Annotated in this window: 13 protein-coding genes and 1 tRNA gene; 4 read left to right on the top strand and 10 right to left on the bottom strand. The window is 71.0% G+C overall.

The window, feature by feature from the left end; all coding sequences use genetic code 11:
• Nucleotides 1-131 precede the first annotated feature (131 nt).
• From AB0I03_RS09915 to msrA, 3 genes are all read right to left on the bottom strand, one after another.
• Entirely contained in the window at nt 132-3,311 is a 3,180-nt protein-coding gene (locus AB0I03_RS09915; RefSeq protein ID WP_360409400.1) for an AAA family ATPase, read from the bottom strand.
• A 40-nt stretch (nt 3,312-3,351) separates the two neighbouring features.
• Nucleotides 3,352-3,591 carry a hypothetical protein gene (locus tag AB0I03_RS09920; RefSeq protein ID WP_360409403.1) on the bottom strand — a complete coding sequence of 80 codons (240 nt, stop codon included), beginning with the start codon at nt 3,589-3,591 and terminating at the stop codon, nt 3,352-3,354.
• 180 nt (nt 3,592-3,771) lie between these two features.
• Nucleotides 3,772-4,374: a peptide-methionine (S)-S-oxide reductase MsrA gene (gene msrA, locus AB0I03_RS09925; protein ID WP_360409406.1), complete on the bottom strand. Its 603-nt coding sequence runs from the start codon at nt 4,372-4,374 to the stop codon at nt 3,772-3,774.
• Nucleotides 4,375-4,439: 65 nt separating this feature from the next.
• On the opposite strand from msrA, the gene AB0I03_RS09930 reads away from it, so the two are divergent.
• Nucleotides 4,440-4,829: a VOC family protein gene (locus AB0I03_RS09930; RefSeq protein ID WP_360409409.1), complete on the top strand. Its 390-nt coding sequence runs from the start codon at nt 4,440-4,442 to the stop codon at nt 4,827-4,829.
• A gap of 198 nt (nt 4,830-5,027) precedes the next feature.
• Here AB0I03_RS09930 and AB0I03_RS09935 read toward each other — a convergent pair whose 3' ends face one another.
• A complete protein-coding gene (locus AB0I03_RS09935) occupies nt 5,028-5,291 on the bottom strand; it encodes a hypothetical protein (protein ID WP_360409412.1) in 264 nt (87 codons plus the stop codon).
• A 93-nt stretch (nt 5,292-5,384) separates the two neighbouring features.
• On the opposite strand from AB0I03_RS09935, the gene AB0I03_RS09940 reads away from it, so the two are divergent.
• The 3 genes from AB0I03_RS09940 (at nt 5,385) to AB0I03_RS09950 (ending at nt 8,237) form a co-directional block, all read left to right on the top strand.
• Entirely contained in the window at nt 5,385-6,530 is a 1,146-nt protein-coding gene (locus AB0I03_RS09940) for a cystathionine gamma-synthase (protein ID WP_360409415.1), read from the top strand.
• A 62-nt stretch (nt 6,531-6,592) separates the two neighbouring features.
• Nucleotides 6,593-7,960 carry an amidase family protein gene (locus AB0I03_RS09945; protein ID WP_360409418.1) on the top strand — a complete coding sequence of 456 codons (1,368 nt, stop codon included), beginning with the start codon at nt 6,593-6,595 and terminating at the stop codon, nt 7,958-7,960.
• Nucleotides 7,961-8,164: 204 nt separating this feature from the next.
• Nucleotides 8,165-8,237, top strand: a tRNA-Ala gene (locus AB0I03_RS09950).
• A 75-nt stretch (nt 8,238-8,312) separates the two neighbouring features.
• Here the strand turns inward: AB0I03_RS09950 and AB0I03_RS09955 are convergent.
• The 6 genes from AB0I03_RS09955 to AB0I03_RS09980 all read right to left on the bottom strand — a co-directional run bounded on the left by AB0I03_RS09955 (nt 8,313) and on the right by AB0I03_RS09980 (nt 15,047).
• Nucleotides 8,313-9,548, bottom strand: a complete 1,236-nt coding sequence (locus AB0I03_RS09955) for a tyrosine-type recombinase/integrase (protein WP_360409421.1) — start codon at nt 9,546-9,548, stop codon at nt 8,313-8,315.
• Nucleotides 9,545-10,909, bottom strand: coding sequence for a replication initiator (locus tag AB0I03_RS09960; protein ID WP_360409424.1), 1,365 nt, complete (start codon nt 10,907-10,909; stop codon nt 9,545-9,547). Before AB0I03_RS09960 ends, AB0I03_RS09955 begins: the two co-directional genes overlap by 4 nt.
• A 105-nt stretch (nt 10,910-11,014) precedes the next feature.
• Entirely contained in the window at nt 11,015-11,314 is a 300-nt protein-coding gene (locus tag AB0I03_RS09965; protein WP_360409427.1) for a hypothetical protein, read from the bottom strand.
• A gap of 26 nt (nt 11,315-11,340) precedes the next feature.
• Nucleotides 11,341-11,556, bottom strand: coding sequence for a hypothetical protein (locus AB0I03_RS09970; protein ID WP_289957774.1), 216 nt, complete (start codon nt 11,554-11,556; stop codon nt 11,341-11,343).
• A 132-nt stretch (nt 11,557-11,688) separates the two neighbouring features.
• Nucleotides 11,689-13,815, bottom strand: coding sequence for a cell division protein FtsK (locus AB0I03_RS09975; protein WP_360409430.1), 2,127 nt, complete (start codon nt 13,813-13,815; stop codon nt 11,689-11,691).
• 80 nt (nt 13,816-13,895) lie between these two features.
• Nucleotides 13,896-15,047, bottom strand: a complete 1,152-nt coding sequence (locus AB0I03_RS09980) for a hypothetical protein (protein ID WP_360409433.1) — start codon at nt 15,045-15,047, stop codon at nt 13,896-13,898.
• Between the last annotated feature and the right edge of the window lie 8 nt (nt 15,048-15,055).

The raw sequence follows: 15,055 nt of genomic DNA on the forward strand, positions 1-15,055 counted from the left end.
GTGGGAACGGGTGGGTACCCGGGGCCGCCCGTATGTGCGCGGAGCGCGCCGCGCCGCCACCATCGCCAGGACGAACAAGCGGGAATGATCGCAGGTGAAAGTGGTTGCAGGAGCGCCGAAGCCGCGCGGGGTCAGTCCTCGGTGAGGTAGCCGCGCAGGTGGGCGGCGTTCACCGCCGCGGCGCGGCCGGCGACCTCGAGTTTCGCCATCGCCCGCGAAAGGTGCACGCTGACGGTCTTCTCGGAGATGAACAGCTCGGCACCGATCTGCCGGTTCGTCAGCCCGCGCGCCACCTGCCGCAGCACCGCCAGCTCCCGCGGCGTCAACGGCGTCGTCGTCGGCACCGCCGCGTCGAGGCCCGCCCGCTCCGCGAGCGCGCACAGCTCCTGGGCCAGCGGGGCCGCGCCCAGCCGCAGCGCGGTCGCCTTCGCCTCAGTGAGCACCGCGAGGGCCTCCGTGCGCGCCTCGGCTGCGGGCACCGCCAGCAGCGCCTCCACGAGACGCCAGTGCGCGAGCGCCTGCCGGTACGGCTCGGCCCAGGTCCGGTCCTCCGGCGCGGCACCGTCGGCCCCGGCCTCGAACAGCGCCAAAGCCTCGGACGCGACCGGGTCGCGCAGCGCGAGCTCCAGCCGCGCCTGCTCGTCGAGGTGCACCGCGAATTCGGCCGTACTCGCAGTCGACTTCGACTGCGCCGCAAGCGATCCGGCGACGCCAGTGGCGTTGCGGTAGTCGAACGCCGCTGCTGCGGCGCGCCACAGGTCCGGGGCGCCGTCACCGTAGAGGCGGGACTCCTCGGCGTCGAGCTGGGCGACCCACGCCAGGCCCTCCGGGCCGAGCGTGCCGGACAGCGGGCGGCCGTGCTCCTTGAAGAACCGGGCCCGCTCGGCCAGGCGCTCCCCCGCCGAGACGGCGTCCTTCGCGCCGGCCACGTCGCCTTCGCGGCGGCGGCGCTGCGCGAGGTCCGCGGCGGCTCCCACGCCCGCAGCGCACACCGAGACCCCTGCGAGGTAGTAGCCGCGCATACGCGTCATCCGCTCCGTCGCGCGCTCCGCACGGCGCAGCGCGTCCTCGGGACGGCCGCGCCAGCGGTCGAGCTCGACGCCGCACAGCGACGCCAGCGCGAGCACCTGCCCGTCGAGCTGCCAGCGGTCGGCGAGGTAGTCGAGGCGCCGGTCGGCGGCGTCGAAGCGGCCGCGCGCGACGTCGACGAGGAGCACCGCGGCGGCGAGGCGGGTGAGCACGACGCCCGGCAGGACGCTGGAGGCCATCTCGCCGTTGACGTCGACCTCGTCCCACCGGCCGATCATGTAGTTGGAGATGACTTGGCGCACCGCGATCTCGAGGCCGTAGCCGCTCCATTTGTCGCCGGTGCTGCGGGCCAGTTCCATGCCGCGGTTGAAGTGGGTGAGGGCCTCGCCGATGCGGGCGGCCTCGACCATGACGAGGCCGTTGTTGAAGTGGGCGCGCAGTTCGACTTCGTGCCAGTTCTTGCCGCGCACGAGCGCGCGGGCCTCCTCGTTGCGGGCGACGGTCTCCTCGAGGGTCTGCCGGCCGCGGCGGAACGCGCCGATGTTGAGGGTGAGGATCGCGTCGGCCTTGGCGGCGAGGTGCCCGTCGTGCATCGTGTCGGGCTTGGCGGACCCGGTGTGGTCGGCGGCGGCGCCGGCCGCGGTGACCGCGTCGGCGGTGGCGATGGCGCGGGCGCACCATTCGGCGGCCTCGTCGTACTTGCGGCTGTGGTAGACGGTGCGCGCGACCACGGCCTGGGCCCAGGCCTTGATGGTGTGCGGCTCATCGTCTTTGACCAGTTCCCATGCCTCCCATGCGACCCGGTGGGCCTCCTGCTCGCCGCCTTCGATGGTGAGGAGGTGCTTGGCGTACTTGCGGCGGGTGTAGGCGCCTTGGAGGCGGTCGCCGGAGGCGTCTGCGAGTCGCACTGCGGCGGCCGAGTACGACTGGGCGCGTTTGATCTCGCCGGAGGCCTCGGCGTTGGAGGCGGCGCGGACGGTGAGGCGCAGTTCGGTGAGGCCTTCGGGCCGCTTCTCGGCGGGGACCTTCCCGAAGAGGGTGAGCGCCCGTTCGAGGTGGAGGAGGGCTTCGGCGGGGGCGGCGAGTTCGACGGCTTCGTCGGCGGCGCGCACGGACGCGGAGAGGGCGCAGGGGAGGTCGCCGGATTCGTGGGCGTGGTGGGCGAGCTCGGCCTCGGCGCCTTTGCCGTTGTCCTCGGCGAGGGATGCGGCGATCTTCTGGTGGTAGCGGATGCGTTCGCCCGGAAGGAGGTCGCTGTAGACGGCCTCGCCGAGGAGGGCATGGCGGAACGCGTAGGTGTCCGCGCTCTTCTGGACGATGATGCCGTGGGAGATCGCGGCGCGCAGAGCCTGGTCGAGTTCGCGTTCGTGGCGCAGGCCGTTCTCGTCGAGCATCGACCAGGCGGCGGCGTTGAGGCGCTGGTAGGTGAAGCGCCGGCCCATGACGGAGGCGAGCTGCACGACCTGCTTGGCCGCTTCGGGGAGGCGTTCGAGCCGGGCGAGGAGGACTTCGGCGAGCTCGAAGGTGACGGTGTGGGTCTCGGCGGCGGCGAGCTCTTCGGCGAGGAACGCGTTGCCCTCGGAGGCGGCGGCGATCTTGGAGACGGTCTCCTCGTCGAGGCCGGTGTTGAGCTCGCGCACGAAGTCGGCGGCGTGCTGGGCGTCGAACGGGTCGAGGTGGAGGCGCTGCACGGCGGGGAGGCGCACGAGCTCGGCGAGGAGGGGCCGGAGCGGGTGGCCGCGGTGGACGGCGTCGGCCCGGTAGGTTCCGAGGATGAGGACGCGCTGGCCGGTGAGGCGGGAGGTGAGGAAGGCGAGGAGGTCGCGGCTGGAGCGGTCGGCCCAGTGGAGGTCTTCGAGGGTGAGGACGAGCGGCTGCGCGGCGGAGAGGTCGGCGAGGGCGGCGTGGAAGGCCTCGAAGAGGCCGAGGCGGCCGAGGTCTCCTTCGGCGGGGGTGGGGTGGCCGGGGAGGAGGGGGCTGAGGCCGGGGTGGTTCGCGGCGAGGTCGGGGTTGTCGCGGGCGAGGGCGCCGACGATCTCGGCGAAGGGGAGGTAGGGGAGGGCGGAGTCGGCGGTGTCAAGGCAGTGGCCGGTGACGGTGAGGACACCGTCACCGGCGTTGTCGGTGAATTCGTGGAGGAGCCGGGTCTTCCCGACCCCTGCGTCGCCTGAGACGAGGACCGTCGCGGGGCGCCCGCCGCGGGCGGCGTCGAGCGTGTCTCGGAGTGAGGCGAGTTCGGCGTCGCGGGCGAACAGGGGGAGGTCGGAACCCAGGCGCGGCATGTCAGCAATCATGACACGGGCCTATGACGTTCCGCGCCTGTCATTTCGCCGGTTGAACGCGGGCGGAGCCCCGTCCTCCGGCGGATTCGCCGGACCGCTCGCCGCGGCCGAGGGCCTTGGCGACGCGGGCCGCGAGGCCCTGGTGGCGGACGTGGGTGCCGCTGCGGCGGGTGGCCTTGGCGGCGTTGACGAGCTCGCGGGCCCGGCGTTCGTTCTGGGCCTGCTGGATGAGCTCCTCGGAGCGGGCGTAGTGGAGGTAGTTGAGTTCGAAGTCGTTCATTCGATGTCCTTCGGTGTCGTCGGCCGGGTTTTCCGGCCTGACACCAATGCTCCGGCTGAGGCCGGGCTGGGGGCATCAGTCGTCCGCGTCGAGCGGGCCCTTACTCGCCTTACTTTCGGGCCTGAGACCCCCTCAGTCCCTTACTTTCGGCTGAGGGGCCTTACTCGGGGGAGCCGGGACTCAGGAGCGGGGCGGTTCGACCTCGACTTGGGCCTTGACGACACCGACGGGGCAGGAGAGGCCGTTGGGGCCGTGGTTGCAGTACCCGTTCGGGTTGTGGTGCAGGTACTGCTGGTGGTAGTCCTCGGCGAGCCAGTACGGCCCGGCGGGGAGGATCGCGGTCGTGATCGGGCCGAGGCCGGCGGCGCGCACGATCGGCTCGAACACGTCCTTGCTCGCCTCGGCGGCGGCCTGCTGCTCGGAGGTGGTGGTGTACAGGACCGACCGGTACTGGGTGCCCACGTCGTTGCCCTGGCGCATGCCCTGCGTCGGGTCGTGGTTCTCCCAGAAGACCTTGAGGAGCTGCTCGTAGGCGACCGCTTCGGGCTCCCAGACGACCTTCACGACCTCGGCGTGGCCGGTCAGGCCGGTGCAGACCTCCTCGTAGGAGGGCCGCTCGGTGTTGCCGCCCATGTAGCCCACGGAGGTCGTCCAGACGCCGGGGACGCGCCAGAAGAGGCGTTCGGCGCCCCAGAAGCAGCCCATGCCGAAGTACGCGGTCTCGGCGCCGGGGCCCGGGGAGCCTTCGATGGGGTGCTGCAGGATCGGGTGCGTCGTGCTCATCCGGCAAGTCTGTCACGCGCGAATAACGATCGCCAGCCGTCGGCGGGAGACGTTAGCGTATGCGCATGGTTGCAAAAATAGGACAAGTCACGTTCGACTGCCAGGACGGATACGCCCTCGCGAAGTTCTGGTCCGAGGTCACCGGCTACACCGAGCACCCGAAGTACGCGAACGCGCCCGACCACGAGGAGAACTTCATCGGGCCGGACGGCGGGAACCCGGGGCTGCTCTTCATCAACGTCCCCGACGGCCCCAAGCGCGTCAAGAACCGCCTCCACCTCGACCTCGTGCCCGACACGACCCGCGACGAGGAGGTCGAGCGGCTCCTCGGCCTCGGCGCGACCCTCCACGAGGACCACCGCAAGGAGGACGGCACGGGCTGGGTGACGATGCTCGACCCCGAGGGCAACGAGTTCTGCGTCGAACGCTCCGAAGCCGAACGCGGCGAAGATTAACCGGCAATTCAGGCTCCGGCCTTCAAAACGGACTCCGGCGGGCCCCCGATACTAAGGGTGACACTCAGGTCCGACATCGCGCCCGATACGGGCCGCAACGGCGACGCCGCGGACGCCCGCCGCAATGGCGCGGGCGTCCGCGGCGCGAAGTCTGACTGGTATGTCCCGCAGTGATGCAGCCTGCCGAAGAGCGGGGTCTTACTTCTCGGCCACGGCGTCCATCTCGCCGTCGCCGTCGGCGTCCACCACGGCCGCGTCGTACTTGCCGTCGCCGTCGTTGTCCAGCAGCACGTGGTCGATGACGCCGTCGCCGTCGGTGTCCACGGCCTTCATGTCCGCGGTGCCGTCGCCGTCGATGTCCACGTGGTACTCGACAGAGCCGTCCTCGTTGCGGCGCACGCCGACCGTCTCGTCGACGCCGTCACCGGTGATGTCCATCTTGTGTACTTCGTCGAAGCCCATGAGGCGCCCCTTAACTGAAGTCGGAAAGTGTTGTCTGCACGATAGCGTGCCTATCCATAGGCAGTGGTACTCGCGTCGGTTAGCGTAGGGACCATGCATGAGGGTCACGGGTTTTCCACACGAGCCATCCACGCCGGGCAGGAGCCCGACCCGCTCACCGGCGCGGTCGTCCCGCCCATCTACGCGACCTCGACCTACAAGCAGGACGGCGTCGGCGGCCTGCGCGGCGGCTACGAGTACTCCCGGTCGGGCAACCCGACCCGCACCGCGCTCGAGACCTGCCTGGCCTCCATCGAAGGCGGCACCCGCGGCTTCGCGTTCGCGTCCGGCCTCGCCGCCGAGGACACCATCCTCAGGGCCCTCCTCGCGCCCGGCGACCACGTCGTCATCCCCAACGACGCCTACGGCGGCACGTTCCGCCTCTTCGACAAGGTCGCCAAGCGCTGGGGCGTCGAGTACACGGCCGCCTCCATCACCGACGTCGACGCCGTCGCCTCGGCCATGAACGCGCGCACCAAGATGGTGTGGATCGAGACCCCCACCAACCCGCTGCTCAACATCGCCGACATCGAGCAGCTCGCCGACCTGGCGCACCGCGCCGGCGCGCTCGTCGTCGTCGACAACACCTTCGCCAGCCCTTACCTGCAGCAGCCGCTCGCGCTCGGCGCCGACCTCGTCGTGCACTCCACGACCAAGTACATCGGCGGCCACTCCGACGTCGTCGGCGGCGCGATCGTCGCGCAGGACGGCGAGATCGCCGACGCCATCGCGTTCCACCACAACTCGATGGGCGGCGTCGCCGGACCCTTCGACGCGTTCCTCACCCTGCGCGGCATCAAGACCCTCGGAGTGCGCATGGACCGCCACTGCGACAACGCCGAAGCCGTCGCCGAGTTCCTCGCCGGGCACGCCAAAGTCGCCGAGGTCCGCTACCCCGGCCTCTCCACGCACCCGGGGCACGACGTGGCGGGTAAGCAGATGAAGCGGTACGGCGGCATGATCGCCTTCCGCCACAAGGACGGCGAGCAGGCCGCCGTCGACCTCTGCTCCCGCACCGAGGTGTTCACGCTCGGCGAATCGCTCGGCGGCGTCGAATCCCTCATCGAGCACCCCGGACGCATGACCCACGCCTCGGCCGCCGGCAGCGCCCTCGAGGTCCCCGCGGACCTCGTGCGCCTGTCCGTCGGCATCGAGGACGCCGACGACCTCCTGGCCGACCTGCGCCAGGCACTGGGATAGACGGCCCGGCATACCGCCGTGCCGTTGAGAAGCGCAGCCCCCGCGAGAAAGAAGGACGTGCAGTGAGCTGGTCGGGAACCACCGCGCAGCAGATAGCCAAGGCAGTCCGGCGCGGCGACGCCGACGCCGCGATCGTCGTCGACCACCACCTCCGCCGCATCGAGGACCACCGCGAGGCCGAAGGCGCCCTCACCAGCGTCCGCAAGATCGAATCCCTGGCCGAAGCCGCGGCCGTCGACGAGATCGACAACCGCGACTCCCTGCCCGCCGCGGGCGTGCCCGTGGCCGTGTGCGAGCAGCTCGCCGTCACCGGACACGCCCCCAGGCTCGGCTCCAACGCCGCCGTCCTCCCGATCGCCGACACCGACCACCAAGCGGTGCAGCGCATCCGCGGGGCCGGCGCCGTGATCGTCGCCTTCGGGCGCTCCTCCGAGCTCGGGCTGTGGCCCGCCACCGACGACGACGGGAACGTCCCGGCCAACCCGTGGCGCCCCGACCGCGGCATCGGCGGCCCCAGCGGTGGCACCGCGCTCGCCGTCGCCACCGGCGCCGCGCCGATCGGCATCGGCCTCGACGGCCCCGGCTCGGCCGGCGGCGTGCGCACCGCCGCCGCCGCGTGCGGCATCGTCGCCTACAGCCCCGAGCACGTGCCCGCCGACATCAACACCGACCCCGAGCACTGGCTCGGCGCCCACACCGGGGTCATGGCCACCACCGTCGAGGACGCCGCCCTCGCCTACGCGGCCCTCACCCACCGCCACCCGCGCTCCACCGGAGACCCCGGACGGCTGCGGATCGCGGCCACCAACGTTGCGCCCCTCCTCGCCCGCGTCGACGAGGACGCCACGAAATGGCTGCTCAAAGCCGTGCGCTCCCTCACCGACCTCGGCCACGACACGTTCCGCGCGAAGCCCCGCTTCGGCGCCCGCCTGACCCCGGCCTCCTCCGGGGCCTGGACCTGCGCGGCGTACCTGCGCAGCCTCAAATGCGGCCCCGACGGCCTGCAGCGGCGCACCAAACGGCTCGTCTCCGTGGGCGAGAAGACCTACCTCCGCGGCCTCTTCGGCGGCGTCCTCGGCGACGGCAACCGCGTCCGCCGCCACCTCGAGGACTGGTTCGACCTCGAGGACTACGACCTGCTCATCACCCCGGGCCTCCCCGCGGCACCCCCGGCGGCCAAGGAATGGTCCACGGAGACCCTGCGCGCCAACGTGACCCACCTCGCCAGCGCCGCCGCGTTCACCGCCCCGTTCGGCCTCGCCGGCCTCCCGGCCCTGGTCGTCCCGGTCGGCATGCGCAGCGACGGCGCCCCCGCCACGGTCCAGCTCGTCGGCCCGCCCGGCTCCACCGGCCGCCTCTTCGACGTCGCGGCCCAACTCGTCGCCAAACTCCGCCCCCGCCGCTACGCCCCCGGCCTCAGCTGGGACTGACAAGCACCTCCAGGGCCCCTCGCACCGAGTGCGAGGGGCCCTTCTCCATGCCATGGAAACGCGCCTTCCAGCCCGCCCGACCAGCGCCGCAAACCCCCAGCTCACCAACGTGACCGCCGTCTCCAGCCCCTCCCTGGGGCGGCCCCCGAACACTGTGTAAACTAGTCCCGGTTCCAAGGTCTAGGCCTCTGGAACGCCAATCAAGGGGCTTTGGCGCAGTTGGTAGCGCGTTTCCATGGCATGGAAAAGGTCAGGGGTTCGAATCCCCTAAGCTCCACAGCTATGAACAGGCAAAACGGGCCGCAAGGGTTTCCCTTGTGGCCCGTTTGCTACCCAATTTGCTACCGATCGGTCAATGTATCCGCAGGTCAGAACTCGGATTTCTGATACCTAATGCTCCGAGCTGCCCGCTGTCGAACAGCTCGTCTAGCACCTCGGCACCTGTGGTGATGACCGGCCGTAGCTGATGCCGGTAGACAGTCCGCGTTGTTGAAGTTCGCTTGTGCCCGACCAGGTTCGCGATGAGCTCCTCCCGGACTCCGGCGTCGGACATGATCGAGACGAAGGTGTGCCGGAACTCCCGTGGTGTCCAGGTGCCTTCGAGCCTGGCCGCCTTAGTGGCCTTGCGGAGGTCGCGGCGGACGTTGGCCGCGTCGCGCACTGTGGCGGCCTCGGAGGCGAACACGTAGTGCTCAGGCCGGAGGGCCCGCCCGGCGTCCTCGGCGTCGATCTCGGCGGAGGCTCGGACGGCGGTCAGGATCGTGACCACGTGGCGCGGCAGTGCGATCGTGCGGCGGCTCTTCGGTGTCTTCGTGTCACCCTTGGTGCGGACCGAGCGCCACACTTCGACGTGCGGGGCCGTGGTCTCGCGGTGCCGCTCGCCGCAGGTGCAAGTTTGGTCGGCTACCGGGTTCAGATGGGTGTGCTTCCACTTCAGCGGCCGGGCCTCCTCGGTCCGGACACCGGTGAACACCGACAGCGCGATGTAGCCATGAAGCCAGGATCCACGGCTGATCTTGAGCATCGCGTGCGCCTGCTCGATCGTCATCGACTTCGACGGGCGGCCCGCTTGCCCCTCCGGCGGGTCGACCAGCTCGGCAACATTCCGCATGACCTTGCCGCGCGCCTCGGCAAACCGGATGATCCGTCGCAGCAGGCCAAGCAGTAGTGAGACTGTGGACGTGGCATGGTCCTTGGCGACCTGGGCGAGCCAGTGGTCTACGTCCTCAGCGCGGAGCTTCTTGAGCCGAGCGCGGCCGAGCAGCGGCACGATGTTCGCCCTGATGAGCGAGCGGTACTTGACCTTGGTCGGGTGGTCGTCGGGGCGCTTGAGCCCGTAGGACAACCACGCTTCGCAGGCCTCTGCGACGGTGTAGGAGACACCGCCCTCGACTCCGGCGGAGACCTCGGCCTTGAGCCCGTTGAGCCGGTCTTGTGCCTCAGAGGGCGTGTGCCCTTCGGCGACCCGGACATCGCGGGTGCCGTCCGGCCGGATGCCAGCCGAGACGCGAGCGACCCAGCGGCCACGCCGCTTGTCCCAGAAGACCGTGCCCTCGCCGTAGCGGCCCTTGCTCTTTGGTTTGCTCACTTGGACACCACCGTTCCGATGGTTGCAGATGGCCGGGCGGCGGCTCTGGCGCGGTTCGCTTGGTGCCGTTCGGCAATGGCAGCGGCAACGGTGTGCTCCTCGGCAGTGCGATAGCCGAAGCCGATGACTTGCCATTCGGCGTCTATGACGACATCGGGCAGGCCGTTCTCAAGCAGGTTCTTGGCGAGCACCCAGGCGGCGCGGCGGGCCCGCAGCTCGGCGAAGGTGGTCGAGAACGCCCGCGACTTGGTCAGGAAGTGCCCGCGGTAGCCGAGCATGTGGGCCCAGCGATCGAGCCGGAGGTCTGCGAGGTGTGGGACCTCGGCGAGCCGCAGTGCGGTGCGCATCATGGTCTTGGCGTGCGCCGTGGCTTCCAACGCGTCGATGTCCTCGAGCGTGACTTGCTGGTCAATGCCGCTCGTGACACCAGTCGACTTGGTCGCGTACTTGGCGATGTAGGCGGCGACCTTGCCCGCCTCGACCTGCGCGGGCCCGCCGGTCCCAGCATTCGCAGACCCGGTGTCGATGGCCTGGATGTCGAGCTGGGTTCCCCAGCGGAGCGCGAGCGGGCTCGCGTCGGCCCGCTCGGCGTCCACCTCGGTGGCGACGGCGGCGACGCGGACGGCATCGGCGAGCACTTCGGCCGTGGCCCAAGCCGGAGGCTCGGCACAGCAGCCGCCGGGCCCGTCGAGCCGGACGGCGGCGTGGAAGTGGACTTGCCCGCGCCGTTGGTACTCGGCGACCTTGGCGTAGGAGAGGCAGACGACCTCGCTTGCCTCGCGGACGGTCAATCCGCCGGCGTGGGCGAGGGCGCGGCGCAGGCGTCGGGTGAAGTCGGCCCACAGTGCCGAGGCGTGGTTGTTCCAGAGGACGGCGGCCTCGTAGTCGTAGGTGGTCGGGTCGACCGGGGAACCGAGCCGGGTGTCGGCCTCCATGTGCCAGGCACCGCAGACACAGGGCCGGTTGCCGGGCCGGTTGTGGACGGGCCCGAAGGATGGGGCGGTCAGGGTGACGAACGCCGTTGGCCGGGCCGCGACGGAGACAGGGACGCCCTTCTCTTCGTCGCCGGAGAGCCCGGCGCGCACGAGGTGGTAGGCGTCGGCCTCATATCGGGCCGAGCAGGCCGGGCAGGCCGCTTCCCGGCGGGTCCCGCAGCGAACCCACACGGACCGGTCCTCGCGGGACAGCACGAGGCCGGTCTTGGTGTCGACCTCGCGCAGCCGACCGAAGAGCTTGACGGGCCGGGCGCAGCCGCCGACCGATTCGACGCGGGCCTTCCAGTCTGGGAAGGATGACGACCCCACGAACGCCTTGAGCGAGGCTTCCGTGAGCGGGGGTGCATAGGTCTGAGCTGCTACCATTTGCGGACATCACTTTCTGTTAGAGGGGCCGCGCCGTGCAGGGCGAGGCCCCTTTGTCGTGCTTGGAATCGGTCGGGCCGGTCGTGCAGGACGGGCCCGGCGGTGTCAGCGGCGGTTCTTGTGGGCGCGACCCGGCCAGCCCCGGCGAATGGCGTGGCGTTCGCACAGCTCGGCCGTGTCCGTGCCGGTGGTCATCTGGACGCGGGCGGCTTCGCGACGGGCCGGGAGCCGTCCGGCGGCGTGGTCGGCGGCTTGTTGGTGCCAGCAGTCGACGCAGTCGGCGCGGCGGGAGATGAGCCGCCAAGCGGTGGTGCCCGGCATCGGCGGCTGTGCGGCGGGCGCGGTTGCAACGGCCTTGGGTTCGGCGAGGTCGAACAGGGCGGGCTGTTCAATGGCGGTGGACATGGCACTGGGTCCTCTCTGGTGGCGGGTTACTTGGTGCCGTCGCGGTACTCGCGGCGGATGGCTTCGTAGAGGCGGCGGCCGAGGCGCTTGCGGCGACCGCTGCCGTTGCAGGCGTTGCAGTAACCGGCGGCGTTGCGGCCGTCGGCCTTGCACCACCAGCAGCGGCCGAACGGGTGGGCCCAGCACACGAGGGCGTAGGCGATGAGCCATGAGAGGGCGGTAGCGGCGAGAGAGAGGGTCACGAGCGGTCCTTTCGAGCGGATTTTGGGTGAGGTCAGGGAGGGGTGCTATCTGCTAACACCCAGGTCAGTGATCGTTTTTGGTGCTAGCGGGCCCGCTATCGATAGCGCAGGGCCCGCTAGCGGTAGCGGCTCCTAGCGGCCCCCGGATCGGCCCTCGCGGGCCGTGTCGAGGTCGGCCTTCGCGAGGCCGCGCCGGTTGGTCAGCTCGCCGTCCAGGCGGCGTGAGACGCCCTTGGTCGACAGGCCGTAGGGCTTCACGGCGGCGGTCAGCGCCTCAGTCTTGGCCGCGTCCGCCAGATCGGTCCACTGTCCGTAGGCACCGGGTCGGAGCTCGGCGAGGCGATCGGCGAGCACCAGGTTCCACACGTTGGCCTCCCCGGCGGGCCACACGGCGTTGAGGTCGTCAAGGAGGTCGAAGGCGGGGGCGACGGTAGCGGCGACTTCCCCGGCGGCGTGGCCGGTGAGTGTGCCGCGCTCGATGCGCAGTGCGCGGGCGCGGGCGGCGATGGCTTCGCCCTTGGGTCCGTCCACGAACGCGCCCTTGACGATCAAGGGTTCGTCGGCGGCGCCGACCAGGTAGAACACGCCCCGGTCGCGCTTGGTGAACATGGTGGCGCGGATGCCGTTCTTGTAGGCGCTCGTGCCGAGGATCATGTCGTTCTCGACCTGGCCCATGACCCGCAGGCACGCCCTCGTACCCACGTTCGCGGACACGCCGGTAGGGAGCGAGTCCTTGTCGGGCCGCTGGGTGGCGAGGATGAGGATGACGCCGAGGGCGCGGCCGAGCTTGACGATCTTCTCGGCCAGGACGGCGGCCTCCTTCCCGAACTCGGGGTGGGAGAACAGCTCTTGGCACTCATCGATGGCGACCACGAGCGGGTGGAGGCCGAGCCCCTTGCGGGAGGCCAGTTCGGGCGTGACCTTGTTCTCTGGGCACATGTCCTTGGGCAGGTCTTTGATGATCCGGGCGCGCTTCTTGCATTCGTTCCGCAAGTCGCGCAAGGCGATGAGGGCGGCCTCGATCTCGTCGTCGTCAGCGCCGGAGGCGTAGCGGGTGGCGTACTGCTCGGCGAAGGCGAGGTCACCAGTGCCCTTGAGTTCGAAGACCTGGACCTCGGCGCGGGCGTCGAGCCCGGCGGCGAGCACGGGCAGCTTGACCAGGAACGTCTTGCCCATGCCCGGGATCGAGCCGACCAGCCAGTTCGTGAACATCAGCTCACCGGTGACGGCTTGGCCGCGCGGGTCAACGCCGAGCGGGAAGGGCGCGAACAGGTCGACGGTGCCGGACTTGGCGAGCGGCCAGGTAACGGCCTTGGCCTCGGCCAGGTCGGTGTCTCCAACCCAGAGCGCGAGGCGGCCCGGGTGCACTTCGGACTGGCCTTCGGGCCACACGCAGCCGAGCGGGCGAGCGAGGGCGGCGGCGAGCTTGTCGCGCTTGTCGATGACTTCAACGGCAGTCGTCCCGGCGGGCAGGTCGATGACGGCCCGCCAGCCCGCCCCGTCGCGGGTGATGGGGTCGGGGAAGTGCACGCCTTCCCCGCCCTTGGACATGGCCGAAAGGGCGGCGATGCCGATGCGGGACAGGGCTTTCTCGACCATGGGCGCGGTCAGCGGGCGCAGCTTCGCCTTGACCACGGCACGGGTGACGAGCGGCTTGTCGGCGGGCTTCCCGGCCAGTCCGAGGGCGGCGACGGTCGACCCCAGGGCGGTCCACGCGACGGGGTCGGGCGTGCCGAGGCCGACATACACGCCCGCGCCGGTAAGGCCGAGGGCGGCCGTGGTGGTGAGTGCGCCACGGAACCGGACGTGGCGGTCCCGCAGGCGAACCAAACCCTGATACGCGGCGTAGTCGTGCGCGGTGACTGCGTCGGAGCGGATGGGGCGTCCCTCGGCATCCGAGGCCCACCGCCAGACCGCGCCGACCACGCGGGCCGTACCGACCGGGGACCAGGCAGCCAGGCGCAGGCCGTAAACCGGGAGGCGCACGGCGTGGTAGCCGCACCGGTACGCCATGAGCTTCCCGAAGCGGGTCAGCTCGGCAGCCAGACCGGTACGGGACAGGACCCATGCCGGGAGGATCGGGGCCCGGCGGTCGGCTTCGGGTGCGTTCCACGCCCGGATCGCTTCGGCGCTGTCCACGGGGATCGTGGCGGCGTCGGTGTAGTCGTCGGCCGGTTCGATGGTCTCGATCTCGGGTGCGGCCTTGGCGGCGTTGAGCTCGGCCTCGCGGGCCTGCCAGTCGAAGTTCTCGATAGTCATTGTCATTGGCTCCCTTCAGGTTCGGAGAGGTGTGGGGCGGTACGGCGAGCAGCAGAGCCGCACCGCCCCGGGTGGACAGGTCAGTCGGTGGCCAGGGTCTCGGCCGGGAGGGTGTAAGCGGGGTCGGCGGCGAGGCCGACCAGGCGGGTGGCGCGGGGCGTACCGATGCGGAATTCGGTACGGGCTCGGTTAATCGAGACGGCCGTACCGGTCTCGGTGGCGAGGGCGCGGAGGCGGGCGACCAAGGCGGCGTCGTCGGCAGTGTTGGTGCGCTTGGTCTTGGCCGTACTGGTACGGGTCTGGCGCGCCTTCGGGGCCGGGGCCGGGGCCGGAGCGGTCGTGTCGGCGGTCGACGCGGTACGGGCCGGTGCCGTGGTGGTGCGTCCGGCGTTGAGGTCGGCGGCGATGTCGGTGACGGCTGCGGTGTGGTCGGCCTGCTCGCACAGCTCGGCGGCGATCCGGTCCAGGTCGTACTGGGCGACGTAGAGGGAGGCGCGGAGCTTGTCGCCGTTGAAGTCGGCCAAGGCCTTGCGGCGGAGCAGTCCGGCGATCTCGGCCCGGCGGGCCTCGGTGGCGATGGCGGCCTCGGCGGCGGCCAGCGACCCGTACAGGCCCAGGGTGGGGTCGGCGGCGGCGAGGGCCTTGGCGCGCTTGGTGATTGCCCGCTGAGTGATCCAACGGCCGAGGCCGTAGGCCGGGGTCGGGTGCGCGGCCTTCCCGGCGGCGCGGTCGGCTTGGCGGCGGCGGAACTCAGCGCGGATCGTGAAGGCGATGAACGCCAGGGCGGAGAACAGCCCGAAGACGGCCGCGCCGAACGCGTCGCCCATGACCAGGTGCCCGAAGATGTTGACGCCCACCGCGATCGCGGCCAGGACGTAGGAGAGGGCCTGGGGGACGATGGCGTGTTCCCCAGCAGCGCGGGCCACGGCGGCGTCGTAGGCGAACTTGACCCCGGCCAGCTCCAGCGCGCAAGCGAGCGTGAGGGCGAACCACAGGGCCAGGCCGAGGACGGCGGTCCCGACGAGGGACTGTCCGAAGACGGCGGCGATGAGGCAGACGGCGTAGAACACGCCGGTGATCGCGGCGTGCCCGGGCGTCTCACCAAGGACCAGCCACCAGGCCGCCTCGACGGTCGGGCGGGCGGTCACGCGGTCGGCGACCGGAGCCGCGGGTGCGGGCTCGGCGGCCAGGAAGGCCGGGGCCTCGGCGCGGGTCTCGATGAAGGTCGTCACGTTGTGCC

This window comes from Glycomyces sp. NPDC021274 (assembly GCF_040641195.1).
Taxonomy (GTDB): Bacteria; Actinomycetota; Actinomycetes; order Mycobacteriales; family Micromonosporaceae; genus Glycomyces.

Excerpts from the sequence above, each read along its gene's own strand:
- AB0I03_RS09975 (WP_360409430.1), bottom strand. The coding sequence starts at position 13,815 with ATGACTATCGAGAACTTCGACTGGCAGGCCCGCGAGGCCGAGCTCAAC.
- AB0I03_RS09965 (WP_360409427.1), bottom strand. The coding sequence starts at position 11,314 with ATGTCCACCGCCATTGAACAGCCCGCCCTGTTCGACCTCGCCGAACCC.
- AB0I03_RS09935 (WP_360409412.1), bottom strand. The coding sequence starts at position 5,291 with ATGGGCTTCGACGAAGTACACAAGATGGACATCACCGGTGACGGCGTC.
- AB0I03_RS09915 (WP_360409400.1), bottom strand. The coding sequence starts at position 3,311 with ATGCCGCGCCTGGGTTCCGACCTCCCCCTGTTCGCCCGCGACGCCGAA.
- AB0I03_RS09930 (WP_360409409.1), top strand. The coding sequence starts at position 4,440 with ATGGTTGCAAAAATAGGACAAGTCACGTTCGACTGCCAGGACGGATAC.
- AB0I03_RS09920 (WP_360409403.1), bottom strand. The coding sequence starts at position 3,591 with ATGAACGACTTCGAACTCAACTACCTCCACTACGCCCGCTCCGAGGAG.
- AB0I03_RS09960 (WP_360409424.1), bottom strand. The coding sequence starts at position 10,909 with ATGGTAGCAGCTCAGACCTATGCACCCCCGCTCACGGAAGCCTCGCTC.
- msrA (WP_360409406.1), bottom strand. The coding sequence starts at position 4,374 with ATGAGCACGACGCACCCGATCCTGCAGCACCCCATCGAAGGCTCCCCG.
- AB0I03_RS09940 (WP_360409415.1), top strand. The coding sequence starts at position 5,385 with ATGCATGAGGGTCACGGGTTTTCCACACGAGCCATCCACGCCGGGCAG.